This window comes from Kosakonia sp. AG348, from assembly GCF_003337365.1.
Taxonomy (GTDB): domain Bacteria; phylum Pseudomonadota; class Gammaproteobacteria; order Enterobacterales; family Enterobacteriaceae; genus Kosakonia.
In genome coordinates, this window is sequence record NZ_QPJR01000003.1 from 337,586 (window position 1) to 352,976 (window position 15,391).

The 15,391-nt window shown below is 53.4% G+C and carries 15 protein-coding genes; 6 read left to right on the forward strand and 9 right to left on the reverse strand.

What is annotated here, in order from left to right; genetic code table 11:
• Positions 1-3: 3 nt before the first annotated feature.
• Complete coding sequence (locus DFO56_RS08740; protein ID WP_045510240.1) at positions 4-1,356, reverse strand: MFS transporter; 1,353 nt, start codon at positions 1,354-1,356, stop codon at positions 4-6.
• Positions 1,357-1,485: 129 nt separating this feature from the next.
• On the opposite strand from DFO56_RS08740, the gene DFO56_RS08745 reads away from it, so the two are divergent.
• On the forward strand, positions 1,486-2,382 hold the full coding sequence (locus DFO56_RS08745; protein ID WP_045510238.1) for a LysR substrate-binding domain-containing protein: 897 nt from the start codon (positions 1,486-1,488) through the stop codon (positions 2,380-2,382).
• A 43-nt stretch (positions 2,383-2,425) separates the two neighbouring features.
• Here the strand turns inward: DFO56_RS08745 and DFO56_RS08750 are convergent, their stop codons facing one another.
• The 5 genes from DFO56_RS08750 to DFO56_RS08770 all read right to left on the reverse strand — a co-directional run bounded on the left by DFO56_RS08750 (position 2,426) and on the right by DFO56_RS08770 (position 5,659).
• Positions 2,426-3,247, reverse strand: a complete 822-nt coding sequence (locus tag DFO56_RS08750; protein WP_045510235.1) for an HNH endonuclease — start codon at positions 3,245-3,247, stop codon at positions 2,426-2,428.
• A gap of 179 nt (positions 3,248-3,426) precedes the next feature.
• On the reverse strand, positions 3,427-3,858 hold the full coding sequence (locus tag DFO56_RS08755) for a putative T6SS immunity periplasmic lipoprotein (protein ID WP_045510232.1): 432 nt from the start codon (positions 3,856-3,858) through the stop codon (positions 3,427-3,429).
• Between the two features lie 2 nt (positions 3,859-3,860).
• Positions 3,861-4,385 (reverse strand): hypothetical protein, encoded by a 525-nt coding sequence (locus DFO56_RS08760; RefSeq protein ID WP_045510229.1) that lies wholly within the window; start codon positions 4,383-4,385, stop codon positions 3,861-3,863.
• A 240-nt stretch (positions 4,386-4,625) separates the two neighbouring features.
• The gene (locus DFO56_RS08765) at positions 4,626-5,174 is read right to left on the reverse strand and encodes a flavodoxin family protein (RefSeq protein WP_017457750.1); all 549 of its coding nucleotides are present in this window, start codon (positions 5,172-5,174) and stop codon (positions 4,626-4,628) included.
• 53 nt (positions 5,175-5,227) lie between these two features.
• Positions 5,228-5,659, reverse strand: a complete 432-nt coding sequence (locus DFO56_RS08770; protein ID WP_020456378.1) for a DoxX family protein — start codon at positions 5,657-5,659, stop codon at positions 5,228-5,230.
• Positions 5,660-5,826: 167 nt separating this feature from the next.
• On the opposite strand from DFO56_RS08770, the gene DFO56_RS08775 reads away from it, so the two are divergent.
• Positions 5,827-6,225 (forward strand): helix-turn-helix domain-containing protein, encoded by a 399-nt coding sequence (locus tag DFO56_RS08775; protein ID WP_020456379.1) that lies wholly within the window; start codon positions 5,827-5,829, stop codon positions 6,223-6,225.
• A gap of 16 nt (positions 6,226-6,241) precedes the next feature.
• Here the strand turns inward: DFO56_RS08775 and DFO56_RS08780 are convergent, their stop codons facing one another.
• The gene (locus DFO56_RS08780; protein WP_370447803.1) at positions 6,242-7,228 is read right to left on the reverse strand and encodes an alpha/beta hydrolase; all 987 of its coding nucleotides are present in this window, start codon (positions 7,226-7,228) and stop codon (positions 6,242-6,244) included.
• A 316-nt stretch (positions 7,229-7,544) separates the two neighbouring features.
• Between DFO56_RS08780 and DFO56_RS08785 the strand changes: the two genes are divergently transcribed.
• Genes DFO56_RS08785 through DFO56_RS08795 form a run of 3 tightly spaced genes read left to right on the forward strand, consistent with a single transcriptional unit; the run spans position 7,545 to position 13,496 of the window.
• The gene (locus DFO56_RS08785) at positions 7,545-8,903 is read left to right on the forward strand and encodes a hypothetical protein (protein WP_045510223.1); all 1,359 of its coding nucleotides are present in this window, start codon (positions 7,545-7,547) and stop codon (positions 8,901-8,903) included.
• The gene (locus DFO56_RS08790; RefSeq protein WP_045510220.1) at positions 8,900-10,792 is read left to right on the forward strand and encodes a hypothetical protein; all 1,893 of its coding nucleotides are present in this window, start codon (positions 8,900-8,902) and stop codon (positions 10,790-10,792) included. The genes DFO56_RS08785 and DFO56_RS08790 overlap by 4 nt, the downstream gene beginning before the upstream one ends.
• Positions 10,782-13,496, forward strand: a complete 2,715-nt coding sequence (locus tag DFO56_RS08795) for a DEAD/DEAH box helicase (RefSeq protein WP_045510217.1) — start codon at positions 10,782-10,784, stop codon at positions 13,494-13,496. Before DFO56_RS08790 ends, DFO56_RS08795 begins: the two co-directional genes overlap by 11 nt.
• Positions 13,497-13,506: 10 nt before the next feature.
• Here the strand turns inward: DFO56_RS08795 and DFO56_RS08800 are convergent, their stop codons facing one another.
• Positions 13,507-13,752, reverse strand: a complete 246-nt coding sequence (locus DFO56_RS08800; RefSeq protein ID WP_020456384.1) for a zinc ribbon domain-containing protein — start codon at positions 13,750-13,752, stop codon at positions 13,507-13,509.
• 150 nt (positions 13,753-13,902) lie between these two features.
• Here DFO56_RS08800 and DFO56_RS08805 point away from each other — a divergent pair, with 150 nt between their 5' ends.
• The gene (locus tag DFO56_RS08805; RefSeq protein ID WP_045510214.1) at positions 13,903-14,940 is read left to right on the forward strand and encodes a hypothetical protein; all 1,038 of its coding nucleotides are present in this window, start codon (positions 13,903-13,905) and stop codon (positions 14,938-14,940) included.
• A 78-nt stretch (positions 14,941-15,018) separates the two neighbouring features.
• Here the strand turns inward: DFO56_RS08805 and DFO56_RS08810 are convergent, their stop codons facing one another.
• On the reverse strand, positions 15,019-15,294 hold the full coding sequence (locus tag DFO56_RS08810; protein WP_045510210.1) for a hypothetical protein: 276 nt from the start codon (positions 15,292-15,294) through the stop codon (positions 15,019-15,021).
• Positions 15,295-15,391 lie beyond the last annotated feature (97 nt).

The window sequence follows — 15,391 nt, forward strand, 5'->3', positions numbered from 1 at the left end:
GCGCTATTGGTGCTCTCGTGCGCAGAGTGCGATCATCATTCCTGCCACTGCTGCGCCACACAGCAGATGAAACACGGTTGACCACGCGGTTAAATCCGGCTTCGCGCCCAGCAGCACGGAAATGACTGCGAGCATCATAGCCCCGGCGATGTACTGGCTGGTAATCATCAGTGCGCTGGCGCGACCCTGCTGGTGCGCTGGCACTGCCGTTAACCCCACGGCAAACATTGCCGGGTAAATCAGCCCGTGGCCAATACCACTCAGCGCAATGCCGAGTATAAACGCGGGCGAGAGCGGGGTTTCCAGCGACATGGCAAGCAGCCACAGGCCGAGCGCAGCGCTGGCAAACCCTGCCATTAGCACTTTTGCGCTGGCATAATGCGCCGCTAGCCGGGTATAGAGCGCGTTGCCTGCCACAATCAGCAGCGCCAGCGGCGTGAACAGCAGCCCGGTGGCGACGGCATCGAGTCGTAATGTCTGTTGCCACAACAGTGTCAGGGCATAGAACTGGCTGCCGACGCTCGCCATATAACAGGCGCTGCTCAGCCAGCCACTTTGCAAGCCAGGCAGGCTGCGCAAGGCGCGTGATAACAGCGGTTGCGGGGCAAAGCGTTCATGCAAAATAAACAGCAACAACATCGCTGCCGCCAGCCGGTTGGCGAAAAAATCTGCCGCGCCCGTTTCGCCATAGCGCATTAACGCCCATACCAGCGCGCCAGCAGCCGCGCAGCCAACCAGCGCACCCACGCCAGTTCGTGGCGCTTCACTTTGCGGGATCAGATGTTGAAAATCGCGCTTCACCCGCCACAGCGCCAGCAAGCCTGGTGGCAGGTTGATAAAAAAAATGGCCCGCCAGCTTAGCGTTGTCAGTACGCCGCCGAGCACCACGCCCGCCACCAGCCCGAGCGCGCCAATCGCACTCCAGATTGCCAGCGCGCGGCGGTGCGGCTCTCCGTGAAAGCGTTGCCCGATCAGCGCCAGCACTGCTGGTTGCAGCAGCGCGGCGGCGATGCCTTGCCCGGCGCGGGCAATCAGCAACAGTTCGCCACTGTGTGCCAGCCCACCGAGGGCGGACGCCAGTAAAAACAGCGCCATGCCGGCGCTGTAAATGCGCCGAGCGCCAACGCGATCGCACAAATTTCCGCCAAGCAACAGCAGTGCGGCGAAGGTCAGGCCGTAGAGCGACACCACCCACTGCATCGCGCTAAGCGAGAGCTGTAAATCGTGCGCCAGCGTTGGCAGCGCAACGTAGACGATGGCGTAATCCAGCGCGATCAGCGCCTGGGCGATGACGGGAGCCAGCAGCGCAAAATAGCGTGTTGAGGTGGGCGCAGCCAGTGCGTTGAGTTGCGTCATGGGTTTTTCCTGTTAATCTGCAAAGGGTGAGTAATTTTCATGATTACTCTAGATGTACAACAGGCTACGCCTTGCTTGGCAGGTCAGGCAAAGTCATATTTTTCAGCAAAAGATGAGTTAAATTCAGCTATGCGCACGCGTCGTTTACCACCGCTTTCCGCTATTCGCGCTTTTGATGCCGTTGCCCGCCATGCCAGTTTTAAAGCGGCAGCTGAAGAGATTGGCGTGACGCCAACGGCAATCAGTCATCAGATCCGTGTGCTGGAAGCGTCTTTGAATCAACGCTTGTTTAACCGTTCGGCGCGCGGCGTCACGTTAACGCCTGCCGGGGAGATCCTGTTTCGTGCATCAGGGAATATGTTTGCCACGCTGCGTGAAGCGGTTGATACCATTGATAGTGCCAGTCTGCCGGGGGCGTTGACGCTAAGCACCACCTCCAACTTCCTGACCAACTGGCTGGTGCCGCGCCTTCCTTCGCTGCATCAGCGACATCCTGAACTGGAGCTGCGTCTGCACAGCAGCACCGATCTGGTGGATGTGCGCGGTGCAATGGCAGACTGCGCGATCCGTTACAGTATGCAGGCCGACGAGACGCTGGATAACACATTGTTATATCGCGATCGCTTTGTGCTGGTCGCCAGCCCGCAACTGGCGCTCAAGCGCCCGCAAGATCTGGTGGGCTTAACGCTGTTTCATATCGAAAACCGCCATGTCCCGACGCCGGAGCCGGACTGGCAGCACTGGCAAGCGGCGTTTGGCCCGACAGATTTACCGGTGCAATCCGGCATTCGTTTTGATGATGAGACGCACGCGATTCAGGCGGCGATCGCCGGGCAGGGCGTGCTGCTCGCCAGCGAGTTGCTGATCCAGAATGCGCTGGCGCAGAAGCTGCTGCGCATCGCGTTGCCCGGCAACTTACCCGGCGGGAATTATTACTTCGTGACCAGCCGCGAGAAAGCGCAGCGGCAAGATGTGCAGCAGTTTAAACAGTGGGTGCAGGGGGAGTTTGAGGCAGTGGCGGAATAACTTACTGGCAACCTGGTTATCTCGATAATCTCATTCATTATTTTCATGATAGCGCTGCAGCTTTTTTGGCTCTCTTTTTACCAGCAACTCTCAGTACATTTTCGCGATGCCATTTGAGATAAATTTTTGACTGTTCTGTAAAGGAAGGGATTTTTGAAGGAAGCTGGAGTTGTTTAATTACCTCATTGCTCAGTTCCTTGCTAAATAAGAGCCGGCCGTCGTCTTCGAATGACATCCAACCCTGGTCGAAAAGCACATCAATATGTGCTGCCAGCATGAGTCCGTTATAAGGATCGAGACGCTCTTTTCCGGTACTACACGCTGACCAGGGTTTTATGTGGCTGGCCCTTAACATGGGCAGAAAAGCGATCCCGGTTATCGGGCATACAGGGTAAAGTATTAAACACTCCTTCCTGAAATCCCCCTGGCCCAGGCGGGCTGCAACCAACCGCTCCCGTGTGGTTTCGTCGAGATTTTTATCCTTCCAGATATGTTGTACATCCTGCTGTGCTTGCTCAAAGGGATTCGCTGCAATTAACGACAAAACGTGTTGTTTTGCGATGTGCTCTGCTAGTGCATTCATTCGCTCCATAACGCGTTGTGAAGCGGCAGGTAACTTTTTCGGCGTGCCATCACTATTACGCCAGCCTCTGCGTGGGTTTGGCATCCATGAATCAAAGCGGTCTCGGCAGTTTTTAAGACTGTTATAAAACTCTTCTGAAGTTTTTCCGGCACCAAAGCGAGGATAGAAAAGAGCGTAGGCTTCGTTCCATTGATCAACACCAAATACTGGCGGTGGATTGTCCAGACCATACTTCGACATATACCATGCAACCTCCAGTAGCTGCTCTGCTGGCGTACTCATACTCTCTCCAATAAATCGCTGGCATTATGCGCTATCGTTACACGAAGCCATTTATGGTGGAAATGATTTCACTATAAATATTATTAATATTGATAAAAGAAGACACTTGAAAGGTTGATGAATGGAATACAAGTGTTCAGCTCAGAGCTCACCAAAATTGGGCGAGCCCTGTAATCATGCTATTGATAAGATCTCACGCCTTCATTGCTTTGAAGGGGAAGGTTACGAACACCGGTTTTTAATACTTCAATGGCGGCAACGACGCTTCTGACTGGTTTATTTTGCTGGCTGGATTTGAGGACATAACGGACAACATACTGGCCATTCTCAACAAAAGTATAAAGTGCCGGGGGAACACATAGCTGACCATTTTGTACTTTCAAGGCTGGGTTATCACCACGCCACATTTTTTCTGCTGGCTGATCGCGTGGACCAATCGTCACTATGGTAGGTTGATACCCCTCCGCATCAGGGACCAGAAAACAAATATTATTTCCTGATTTTTGTACTGTTGTTATTTCATCTGGTTGCAGCCTATCTCCTTGACCGGGACAGCCTGTCAATATCAACGCACAAGGGAACAGGAGTATAAAAAGGATCCTTTTTTTCATGATCAGCACCATGGGAAGTTTTGTAGCGTTTTTTGATATTGAGGACGAATGACATTTTCTGAAATATCACCATCAAGTGTGATATCGCCCCGTTCTCTCAGTGTGCACCACGCGATATAGCCGTAAGTATGTAGTATGTGCCAGTCGGTAATTATTTGCGCTTGTTGTTCCATCGGATACCTTCTTAACGGGCGGCCATTAAGCGTATAGTGATAACTGACCAGTTTGCTTATTAATCCATTCAATCGCACGTTCATGCCTCTGCCTCGTTGCCATACATGACACATTTCATGGATAAAGATGTGCCGATGAGGAAGGTCAGATACTGAAAAATCATTTGTGTACCATGCGCGGAAGTAGAGTTCTCCATTCGGTGCCATCCCCGCATTTTCGGGCTGAAGGCCGAATGGAAAATAGCTGTCATGGTGTACCCAGACTTTGTGATATTCGATTGAGTCACCGAATACAGCTCTGGCCATTCTTACTTCGCCTGATGTCAGTAAACGTAGTTTCCCTTCTTTTTCCATTAAATATATCCCTGCATTCAAGTAAGAGAATTCGCGATCCTGCAACCCATCGCATTAAATGTTTTCCACTCTTTAATATCGGTGAAATTTTCCAAAAGCAAAATAACCGATATTGAGAAGAGCACGTAGATGCTTACTGCATAGTTATCTTTGTGAAATAAGATTTTTCTTAAACCCAGTGTTTTGCCAAACTACAAAAAAGCCAGGTTTCCCTGGCTCTCTTATTAATTACCAAAAAACTCAGTTAAACCGGCGAGCGATATCCGCGACGCGTTGGCCGAATTTCACTGCGGTATCCAGATCGCCGGAGGCGATTTGGTCTGCGCCGGCATCAGAGGGAGACTGCACCAGCAAGCCAACGGAGCCGCCGAGGTTGTTGATATCCTGGCGCGTTGCGGCCAGCGTATTCGCGGGCAGCAAGCCCAGGCTTACCCAGATGCCGCCATGCTGTGAGGCCAGCGTTTGCAGGTATTGCAAAGACACTTGTTTGTCGCCGTTCAGGCTGGCGCTGTTGCTAAAACCGGCGAAAACTTTATCCTGCCAGGCGCGGGTGAACCATGCTTTTGAACTGGCGTCGGCGAATTTTTTAAATTGCCACGGTACGCCGCCCATATAGGTTGGCGCGCCGAAAATGATCGCTTTTGCGTCATTCAGCAATTGCCAGTCGCTCTCCTGAATATCGCCGTTATTATCAATAACAATAAGCTGTGCGTTGGCGCCTTCTGCCACTTTCTCCGCCACTGCTTTGGTGTGGCCGTAGCCGGAATAATAGATCACAACCGTAGACATAATTTTCCCCTATCGAAGAGAGATGTCGTACAAACCAGTTTGCACGACCACCATCATTTTTCTTTCCCGGCAAACAGGGTGTATTTCCCCGCGCCCAAAAACATAATGCTTAAACCACCCAGGAAATAGAGCGCCTCGCTTTCCAGACCCCAAGCGCCAACATTGGTCAGGGTAAAGAATTTCCCCATGCCGACCAGTAATGTGGCGACCAGAATATTGAAGGCGTAAATAAACGCCGCCTGGCGAGTAAACAGACCAATAATAATCAGCACTGGCGTAATGATTTCGCCAATGAATACGCCGTAAGCAATAAAACCCGGCAAGCCCTGCGCCACCAGCATGTCGGAAATCCAGCCGATGCCATGTTGCACTTTGGCCACGCCGTGGAACAGCATCAACACACCAAATGTCAGACGCAACAGCAGCTTGCCAAATTCCGGGTGCGTGGTGAGACTGAGAAACGCCTTGTTCAGCCGGGTAATCATCCTTTTATTCCTCACTATTGCGCAGGAGAACTTTTGCCATTTCTGGCACCTTAGTATCAAATAGAAACTTAAGCTTTGAGTTATACACATCCGGTTCCGGTTGCGGAAGAAGGCACTCCAGGGGCACTACGTTTCCTCAAGGAAACCTACTACGAGAGTTTGTCGTTATGATTAAGCCGTCCATTCCTTACGATATCTACGATAACCGCTGCCCGACGCGCGATATGCTGGCACGCCTGGCGGATAAATGGGCGCTACTGGTGCTGGCGCGGCTGGAAAATGGCCCGATGCGTTTTAACGGCCTGAAGCGGGATATCCGCATGATCACCCAAAAGGTGCTAACCCAGACGCTGCGCAAACTTGAGCGCGATGGCATTATCGCCCGCCAGGTGTTTTACACCGTGCCGGTGTCGGTGGAGTACAGCCTGACGCCACTGGGCCGCACGCTGACGGAAACCGTCTCCGTGCTGGCGCACTGGGTAGAGCACAATATGGATGCGGTGCTGGCCGCGCAGGCGGCGTATGACGAGGCGAACCCGGCCAAAATAAAAGAACCCACCGCGTAAGGTGGGTTCGTGGGGCTTATTGCAGGTGGGTGCGCAGTTCGTGTGCGGCCTGTGATAAGGCGGTGCGCACGGTGGGTTCTTCGCTGAGTGCGTTCAGCAAGCCGTAGTCGTGGATCATGCCGTTATAGCGGGTGACCGTCACCGGCACGCCTGCAGCATCCAGTTTACGACCAAATGCTTCACCTTCATCACGCAGCACGTCCAGTTCGGCGGTCTGAATCAGCGTCGGCGGCAGGCCTTTCAACTGCGCGCTGCTGGCTTCCAGCGGGGAAGCGAGGATGTTGCGGCGGTCGCTCTCTTTGGTGGTGTAGTTATCCCAGAACCATTTCATCATGTTTTTGCTGAGGAAATAGCCGCTGGAAAACTGGTTATAGGAGCCGGTTTCAAAGCGCGCGTCGGTAACCGGCCAGAACATCACCTGGTAACGAATCGCTGGTGTGTGATGTTCTTTGGCCTGCAAGGCAACGGCAGCGACCATATTGCCGCCCACGCTGTTACCAGCCAGCGCCAGGCGTGAACCATCAACGCCAATCTCTTTGCCATGTTCGGCAACCCAGCGGGTCGCTTCATACGCCTGATTAATCGCTACCGGGAAGTGCGCTTCCGGTGATGGCGTGTAGTTAACAAACACTGCCGCCGCGCCGGATTCAGTCACCAGATCGCGAACTAAACGTTCATGAGTTGGATAGTCGCCCAGCACCCAGCCACCGCCGTGGAAGAACATAAACACCGGCAAGGTTCCGGTTGCGCCTTGTGGTTTAACGATGGTCAGTTTAAGCGGTTGGCCGTTAACGGTGATGGTTTTCTCCGAGACATCGGCTGGCGGCAGTTTCGCGCCCTGCTGGGCGCCAATCAGCACCTGGCGGGCATCGTGCGGGGAAAGTTGTTCAATCGGTTTACCGCCGCTGCTGTTCAGCGCGGAAAGAAATTTCGCCACCCCCGCGGTCGGTGTTGGCGCATCGGTGGCCCAGGCGGTGGAAACGCTGGAGGCAACTAAACTCATGGCAATCAGTAATGAACGTGACATCTTATCTCCCTTGCGATTGTATCGCGTGCTATTTAGTTGGTTGTGTTAGGTGCCGTTGTGTCCGGCTGTGGAGTGCAATTTAAGTAGTGCGCTATTTGATTGCAAGCTAAATTTATAAAATTAATGCGCGATAACGTTTTACTGATTGATTTTTAAAAGATTAAATTTGTAGGAAGATCGGCGTAAGAAGCTGTAGATCGCCCGCCTGCCTGTAAAGTACCAAAGATGAGGATGTCATGGAGCAGGTAAAAAGAGGATAATAACTGCCTGTTTTTCCTTAAATAAAATTTTAATGAATCTTCAGCGTTTTATTACGGAATATGACGAATCACTCAGCGGTGAATTGAATATTGATCCTCTTGGTCAATTGATTGTCTGGTCCTCTTTCGGGCAGCAGATTTTTCGCAACCGTATTAGTTCAGTCGCCAATGATGTTCGTCACTACACACTCAATCTGCTCCACCATTATGTTATTCGCAGCGTTCTCGGCGACGATAAAACACAGCTCGGCGACGCATTACAAAAAATCTATGGCGGCAAAAACGATGTAAAACTGACGCACGCCTGTTTGTTTTTCTTAGAGAATATTTACACCTTATCGATGTGCGATAGCCAGAGCAAAAAGGGTGTTGTCACCACCGGCGTGCTGGGCATCGTTAAAGCCCGCAAACTATTCGCAGATTTTAATAATCCCCCGCTTATTTTCGGCCACGGATCGGATAGTCAACTGCTGACCCAGCAATTATTTCTGGGCACCAACGGGCGTTATAAAACGCCGATGATGAATATGCACTTCTTCGATCAAAAATATCATTATCAGTTGGCAGAAGGCATATCCGCATGGGAACAGGCCGGGCAATTTATTTTGCAAACACCGCAGCTAAAAACGCTTTTTCGCCTGTTATGCGACTGCCTGAAAACGCAGCTTGGCGCGCGACTCAAACGGGATCTGACGCTTCACTTTGCTGATATCGATAAAAAACTCACCCAGGCGTATGTCCAGGCTTTTCGCTCGTCGGAATATGTGGGTAACTACGCCAGGGATTTCTGGTTTGAGATGACCCGCTTACGCGAAGGCGCTAGCGGTGCGCTGTATCACGCCCTTGAACAGGCGTCGGAAAAACTGCCTGCGGCAGATATTTATCACCGGGCGCTACATCTTAGCCATAACGAAGCCGATCGCCGGTTGTTGCGCCATATCGTGCATGTTGAACCTTATCTGGCGGCGATTGATTTGTTATTTGCCGGGATTTGCCAGCGTAAGAAACAGACATTAGAGGATATTCGCCAGTTCTGGGCGCAGCGTGGGCTGGATGATCATACGTTACCGAAACGAGCTGAACAGGTGATAAACGATAAGACGCTGCTGCCCGCACTTTCCGGCACGGCGCATACCCGCCTTGAGCGTTTGTTGCATGTTGCGCAGGCACCTTCTGTTGCTGCGCAAGCCATTGAATTACTCAAATATCATGAGTATGTGATGCAAAGCCGCGGCCAGCTACCATGGATAACGCTTACTGGCGAAACGCTAACGTTGCAGGTTCCTGCGCGTCCGATGCATGAGGATCGCAAGAATGATGACTGGGTGAATGGGTATTACATCCCGCAGTTCCGCTATATGCTGAAAGGGTTGCGTGGAGAAGAAAAGTGAAATTAATCAACGAACTGAAAGCGCAACTGGCGACGCTTGGCGAGATCAAACGGGTTTGGCTGACCAGCTTTAATATCAATATCAGTTTTATTGAAACGCACCTGCTGCCTGCGGTGCTGGGCCTGGAAGAGCCGCCGAAAAACCGCAGCGAGTTTGAACGTCTGCAATTCGATCTCACCCGTAAAAAGATCGATTTTCGCATCTATTGCGATAAGCGTCTGATAACCCAGGAGCAGCATAAGCGCACCTCCATCGCGGTGCTGCCAGTGTCCGTGCGACAGATTGCGCCGCATCTGGATGCCCGCAACAGCCTCTTTCACCCCAAAGTGCTCTATATCGAGGATATCCACGGCGATATTATCCTCGGGGCGGGCAGCGCGAACCTGACACTCAGCGGTTGGGGGCGCAATCAGGAAGCGGTCGATTTTCGCCGTGTCAGTACCAACAAGCAGTACCAGCAGATTAAGTCCTTTTTTACGCTGGTAGACCCGAATATTGTTGTCGACGACGCATTTCCGGTGCGGCGGAAATTTTCCCATGACGATCCTGACTGGGATTTTATTCATTCCCTCTCCGGTCCCTCGTTGCTAAAAGCGTTGGCAAATGGCGATAGTGTCAAAAAGCTCTCCGTCTGGTCGCCCTATCTGGCCGCCGATCTGGGGGGCTTTATCACTTCTTTGTCACAGGCGTTGGGCAACCTGGCGTTAAAAGTCGATCTGGTGCCGGATTTACTTCAAGGCCTATATCTGCGCACGCCCGGCGGCGAAAACGTTGAGGCATTACGAGCGTCGAATCGGCTACTTCTTTGCGAAAACCCGATCGCGCGTGACGAGCGCTCAGAACTCACTCACGCCAAAATCTGGCTGGCGACAGGAAAAACGTCGGCCCGACTGGCGATCGGTTCCTGGAATTTCACCGCGCCGGGTTGTAGCAGTCTGACTGTGGGCAAGCAAAGCAGTCACTGGAATATTGAAGCGGGCATTGTGCACAGCGTTGCGCCAAAAACCACCATTGTCGGTGAACCTCTGAATAAAGACGTCGGGTTTGCCAGCGCGGTGTTGCTTGAGGAAGAAAGGTTACCGGATTTCGAACAGTTACCCTTTGATTTACAGGTGCAATTTGACTGGCGCTCTGCCCGCTATCGTGTCAGTGGAGAGTGGTTCGACGGCAAACCCAGCGAGCAATACTCGCTGCGCTTACCCGGTCTTTTACAAGAGGTTCCCCTGCGCTGGCGCGGTAAGTCACTGGTTGCGTTGCGCGATCTGGTTGCCGATCAGCCGGATGAGGTGTTAACCCAGCATTTTTATACCGTCATCCGCCCCGGCGAGGCGGACTGGCAGGGCATTATTCATGAAGTGGGGCAGGCGTTTCGCCGGGTGAACGGTTTTGACTCGCTGCACGATCTTCTGAACAGCTATATCAGTGATGTTGATCCGCAGGACAACGACGCGGTGCACCTGCGTGAAACACTGCGCGATGGTGATTCGGCAGAGGATGCGCCGCCTGAGGAAAAGCCGCAGGTGCAGACCAGCGCCACCAGCTATTTCCGCCTTTTCTACGCGCTGGAAAAACGCCGCGAACAACTCGAAGCCCTGAACGATGATGCCTCGCTGCACTACTGGCTGTTTACCTGTCCTGGCTGTTTGCTCGAGCTGGTGGAGAAAGTCCGCGAACACCTCGCCGCGCAACCAGGAACGCTGTTTGGCTGGTTTATGGCCAACGAGGTGCAAAGCCTCTGTCAGCTGGCGAAAAAGCGCTACCGCAAAAAGAGCCTCGCCGCCCACGCGTGGCCGAAGCTTGTCATCGACATTCCGCCATTACCGGTGAAAGGAAAACAGCGCCAGCAGTACCTCGACGCAATAAAGCAAAGGTGTGGATATGAAGCCTGATAACTGGAAAGCCATCACGCCGCAGGCGGTGGCGGAAAAGATGAGTTTTGATGCCTCGCAGGACAACTGGCAATACGATGCGCAGGAGTCTTCAATGGCCGCGCGTCAGGCTGAAGGTGTCGCCGGGCTGTGGAACATTCTGGCGAAACGTCGGCTGGCGTTGCTGGCCGATGAAGTGGGGATGGGCAAAACCTTTCAGGCGATTGGTGTGATGCTCCAGCTCTGGCATAAAAAGCCCGATGCGAAAATCCTCATCCTCGCGCCCAATAAAGACATTTGCCTGCACTGGAAACGGGAATATAAAACCTTTTTGCTGCATCACTATCGCGCTAAAAATTCGAAAATTTGTAATGCGCAAAGGGAGCCGGTGCACGAGGCGCGTATTTTCACAAGGTTGCCCGAGCTGGAGCAGGATATCCGCGAATCACGGGGCAATTTTTACCTGACCACCATTCACTCGCTCAGCGGGCTGGTGCCGGAGTGGGAGAAAAAAGAGCAGAACGTGCAGGAGCGCGCCGCGCGCCAGGCCGGGAAAATTCATGCGCAGATTAAAGCCACGCTGGGCGAACAGGGATTTGATCTCATCATCATTGATGAGGCGCACTACTTCCGTAACCGCGATGGCAAATCCCAGCGCGCGGCGGCGGCGAAGCGCTTTTTTGGCGAGGACGATAACCGCTTAGGGCAGCGAACATTGTTACTCACCGCGACGCCGAATCACTCTTCATCGCGTAATGTCGCCGATATTTTGCGTTACTTCGTCGATCCGGACGCGATTAGCCCGGACGGCGACGCCAAAACGCTGTTAAAAACCTTTGCCATTCGCCGCCTGAGACAAATGCAGGGAAAGGGCGTGACCAACAACAAATATAACTACCGCCATGAGCAGGCGACGGCGGCGGATTTTACCGACAACCCGGATGCGGAACTCTTTTTCGCCCTCTACCAGCGCGAACTGGTAAAGACGCTGGGCGCAAAAGGTGAGCGCCGCCAGTTCCAGTATGGCTATCTCGAAGGGTTTGAGTCGACGGGCATTGTGGCAAAAGAGGACAGCGAAAGTGGTGAAGAGAATTCGGACGATATGGCGAAAGACGCCTTTCACCAGGCACCGGACTCACGCTTGCTGGCAGAGCTGACGCAAGCGTTTCAGGATATCTACCACCGCTTTCCGGATCACCCGAAATATGGCGCGCTGGTTAAACAGTGCGTGCCTGAACAGTTGTTTACTGCACCACGCCCGCTGTATCGCGATAAACACCTGGTGTTTGTGCGCCGCATCCCCTCGGTGCGTGAAATCACCCAGCGCGTTAATGCCGAATATGACGAGCTGATGGCGCGGGAGATAATCGCTGCCTGGGGCGTTGAATCGCCGGATGAGACGCTAAAAGCATGGCGCAAAAACGGCTGGTCACGTAAATATTTCAATCGCTTAACGCAGGCGGCGCACGTGCTGCAGGAGGCGTCAGAGTTCCTTGATGACGATGCGGAAAGTAGTGACGACGACGAGGAGCTCAACGAGCGCAAGCAAAATGAGCTGAAGCTCTCATCGAAAATCGCCGATCTGTTTGTCGTGAAAAAAAACGGTGAGAAACGAACCGATTGCACCAACGTGAGCCAGCGTTTTCGCCGGGCCGAAAGCCTGTTCTCCCTGTTTCTGGAGCCTGCGGCGGATTATTGCTGTGCGCAATATGCCACCTATTACCGGCTTACCGATCGCCAGCGCGATAACTTTGGCGATGCGGCGCGCGATGTTCGCCTGCAAACGTGGCCCACCGAGCAGCCTCTTGCGCGTAGCGAAAAGGTGCAAGAAAACCGTTATGAGCAGCCGCTGCAAACGGCCTGGGGGATGATGTTTCCGCTGCTGCCCGCGCATTGCCAGCAGCAGCTTCGCCACTGGCAGGCAAGCAATCCGGCGATCGTGGAAAACCTCGCCAACTACCTGAAAACGGGCTACATCTTCGCCAGCCCGGTAATCATTGAACTCTACTGCTGGTTTATCCGCTTTAGCCGCCAGAGCACCACGTCGGATGTGCAAAAGCGTTACCGTGATTTTACCGCCAGCATTGCCGATAAACTGCCGGGATCGTTACTGCTGCGCTATTTCATCAATGGCATTGAAACCTTCGAGGCGATGTGTGAAAAAATCACCGATCACCCGCTGGCCGACTGGAAGACACCGTGGCGGGAACTGACGAGCCTCTCAAGCCCGGCGTGGTACGCCAGCGGTCAAACCGATAACCGACAACGCTTGATCCTCGGGTTCAACAGCCCTTTTTATCCCAACGTGTTGGTGGCAACGTCCGTGTTCCAGGAAGGGGTGAACCTGCATTTGCAGTGCAACCAGGTACATCATTACGGGATTGCCTGGACACCCGGCGACAACGAGCAGCGCGTAGGGCGCGTCGATCGGCTGTTTGGCCGCGTCAACCATCTGCTAAAAGAGCACGGCACCACCGAACTGCGCATTCACTACCCTTATCTCGCGCAGTCGCTGGATCAGGAGCAGCTCGCTGCATTTATCCAGCACAAACGTAACTTTGAAGCGAAGCTCGATGCCTGCGACTTTGATCAGTTCAGCCGCGAGATCAATCTCAACGACGAAACCGGCGGTTGGGAGGCGGCGCTGCGCAAACCGCAGGCCGACCTGAAACCGGTCGATCCTTATCCGGCGGCATTTGCCGGGGCAACAGACCCGGCAAAGTAAGGGGGAGTTATCAGGCCCTGTCAGCCCAGGCGGGCATTGACGTCAGGTAACGAACGGCGCGTTTACGTGCTTCTTCGTTGCCGACGTGCTGCCAGGAATCCAGGTACTGCGCAAGGCCGGAAACGGCCTCTTCCCAGGATTTCAGCTGGCCTTCGCTGTCGGTACACCAGACACAATATTTATCGCTGGGGCCACGGGCTTCCGGTGCGGATAGCGGCATTCCGCAGGAGTGGCAGTGAGATTCGGTGTGAGACATGGTGTGCTCCTTGTCAGTGAGTTGAGCGATAAAGATACAGAAACGGGTGGCGAGAAACTGTTTAACTGCTCATAAAGGCAGATTATTTTTAGGGTTATGGTGGACGGCATGGTGTTTTACACTTTTCGTTCACTTGGCAGGGAGAATGGCATGACAGATTACTGGTGGAAGGATCTTCGCGATCACAATGAGAGCTGGCAGGGGCTGGAACTGATGGTGCGTGAAGGCGACGGTCAGGCAATGGAGATGCAAAGCGGGCACAACGGGCGCATGGCGTTACAGGTCAACGGCAAGACGTTGTTCTGGGCCACCATGCTCAACGATCACTCCGGTGTCTGGCTGGTGTTTAATGCCGATCATCCGGCTCAGCAACTGCTATTGCCTGCCATCTCTTCTGCCGATGTGGAAAGCGCCAAACGCGCAGGCGAAACGAACTGGACAAGCCACTGGTGTCGTTATTTTGCCCGCCAGTTGATGGAGGCACCCACACCGCTGCTGTCACCGCGCCGCTGGTTGCTGCGCCCAATGGAACAAGTCAAACCGACAGCACCGTATGTGCTGAATAAGCCGCTACCGTTTGCGCAGTGGCGGTTTCATACGCCTGCCAGCAGCGCGCAAATCAGCGTCAACTGGTCGTTGTGGAGTGAGGATTTTCCCGATCTGCAAAACCCGGAAAAGGTGACGTTTGTCGACTGGTGGTGGAACGGTCATCTGCTGCTGGCGCGTTACCCGGTGGAGCCAGACAGCGGGCGCGTAAAGTGGTGGCGCAAGAAATGCCGCGAAGGCGAGCTGCCGCCGATTCTGGTGTGGTTTATCGCCGGGCTGGCGTCGTTTGTCATTCTCGACGGGCACGATCGTTTGCAGGCGGCGCTGGCAGAAGGCATTCAGCCGCAGTTTCTGGTGCTCAGTGAACTCAGCGAACAGCGTTATACGCCCGATGAAGAGACGCGGGAGCGGGTGCTGCGCGCGCTGGCTATCCAGCAGGAGAAGTGCAAAAAAACCGGTGCCAATATTGATGCAATGAACCAGTCGCTGCTGAACCTGTATGACACCCGTTATCTTTACGCCCCGACACACAGCCGCGCGGTACTCGGCGATGGCAAAGGCTGGGAACGCGACGTCACCAGCTATCTGCAGCGTCACCAGTTAGCGGCATATTTAGATAAAATTCTGGCGCGGGAAGAGTAAGGCGGAAACGCCAGCCGTTTTAGTATTCACAGGGGCTGGCGTGTGAGTAAATGCTTACTGGGGCTAGCTCAATACTTATCACCTCTTGCGCTGGCTAATCTGTTTATCCCGATGGGTTTTATACCCGACGCACTCCCCGGTTTGTGGATCGACATAATACCGAATCGGCGAGGGCAAGATTTGCTCATAGAAAGGCGTGCCAGGCGGTGAAGCCAGGTTGGTTTTGATTTCCCAATACTGAACACCGTCGAGCTCTACAAGAGCCGCAAGGTGCATATCATAGTCCCAGGAGTTGATGAAATTTTTTAACGCGTACGCTTTCGCGGATTCAATAGCTGCTTTCTCATCAATCATTGCTGGATAACGCCCTTACCGGTGAAGCAAATTGAACAACATTTTTCACGCGACGCGTGTTGGCGACAAACCGATACCGCAAACGCGTGAACCTTTT